The organism is Borreliella lanei (assembly GCF_014205895.1).
Taxonomy (GTDB): Bacteria; Spirochaetota; Spirochaetia; order Borreliales; family Borreliaceae; genus Borreliella; species Borreliella lanei.
This window is the reverse complement of the sequence record NZ_JACHFC010000023.1, coordinates 1-1,187: the sequence shown is the minus strand read 5'-3', so window position 1 is coordinate 1,187 and position 1,187 is coordinate 1. Positions and strand designations below refer to the sequence as shown.

3 protein-coding genes are annotated in these 1,187 nt (G+C 31.3%); all 3 read right to left on the bottom strand.

Translation table 11 applies throughout. The features are described from left to right. A partial coding sequence (locus HNQ06_RS05625) for a DUF693 family protein (RefSeq protein ID WP_184108026.1) occupies window positions 1-290 on the bottom strand: 290 nt, incomplete at its 3' end. Window positions 291-293: 3 nt separating this feature from the next. Then, window positions 294-899 carry a DUF792 family protein gene (locus tag HNQ06_RS05620; RefSeq protein ID WP_184108024.1) on the bottom strand — a complete coding sequence of 202 codons (606 nt, stop codon included), beginning with the start codon at window positions 897-899 and terminating at the stop codon, window positions 294-296. Between the two features lie 23 nt (window positions 900-922). Continuing rightward, a partial coding sequence (locus HNQ06_RS05615; RefSeq protein WP_184108022.1) for a DUF759 family protein occupies window positions 923-1,187 on the bottom strand: 265 nt, incomplete at its 5' end.

The following is a 1,187-nucleotide window of genomic DNA, read 5'->3' as shown; positions in this document are numbered from 1 at the left end:
AAATTTTTTTCATGAGCAAATTTCTTATAATGTATTTTTACTATATCTCCGAATTTAATATAGTCGGTGAAGTCTAAGGGTAAGTTCCAAAGTACAACTTTTGCTTGTTTGGAACTTATAGTATGAATATTTGAATACACGTTGGATATAGAAATATCAATATGAATTCCATCTTGTGTATTTATAATAATTTTAGGAATTTCTTCAGGAAAAGGAATCCCATCAATTGATTTTTTTGATTTATCTATATTGTAGAACTCAATTTTAAAATCATATTGTAGTAGCAGCATTTTTTATCCTTTATATTTTTCCAATGCAAATGTTTTTACTATTTCCATTGATAGGCTAACCTCAACCTCATCAATCCAAGGAGTATCTTTAAAAGAAAGACTTGTAATTATGGCCAACTCTTTAAGGCCAAAAGTTGGACTATATACACTAAAAGGGACTTGAGCTTGCAGTCTGTTTGCTAGTTGTTCTTTTACCAGATGAGCGTCAAAGCGTAGCATAGAATTGCCAAAAGCAGTCATTTTGAGTGGAGAAAGCATTTCCTTATATAAGGATGTAAGTACTCCCCCGCTTAATGAGATATGTTCACCAGTCATTACGGGATTGTAGCTTACATATTCTGCTTTTCTATTATAATAGTTGATAATCGGTCTTTTAGAGCAACTAGTATTGTAAGTTCGTGTTATGAGTTCAGCTTTTGGTTTTATAAAAAACAATTGTGGTATATATCCAAAACCTCTAAGATCAAGTCTTGGGAATAGCACTAAAAAGTTGTCTGCTCCAAAAAGAGAAAATATTTGAGTTGTTACATCTTTTACTATTTGAAAAATCTCTCTAGGCGACATTTCTTTATTGCTAGATTTATTGAGAATATCTTTATTATTATTCATAAGCAATTATTTTTTTATAAAAATTATGGGGTGCTGTTAATATCATCTGAATTTTCCCTATTTATTGGATTGGGTTTAGGTGTATTAGGAGGAGAATTGTCTTCAAAAGCCCAACCAACATATGGTAACTTGGCAAAAAGACTTTTTAGTCCTTTAAAAAAAGGTTCAACAACGTGTGTTTGAAACGTAAAGCCGTTAAAGTAATTAGTGAGCATTTTAATGAATTTAAGCAATGGCTCTAAAACAGTAGTGGTCATATCTGAAAGAGTTTGCTCAGCTGAGGCCAAA

Excerpts from the sequence above, each read along its gene's own strand:
- HNQ06_RS05620 (WP_184108024.1), bottom strand. The coding sequence starts at position 899 with ATGAATAATAATAAAGATATTCTCAATAAATCTAGCAATAAAGAAATG.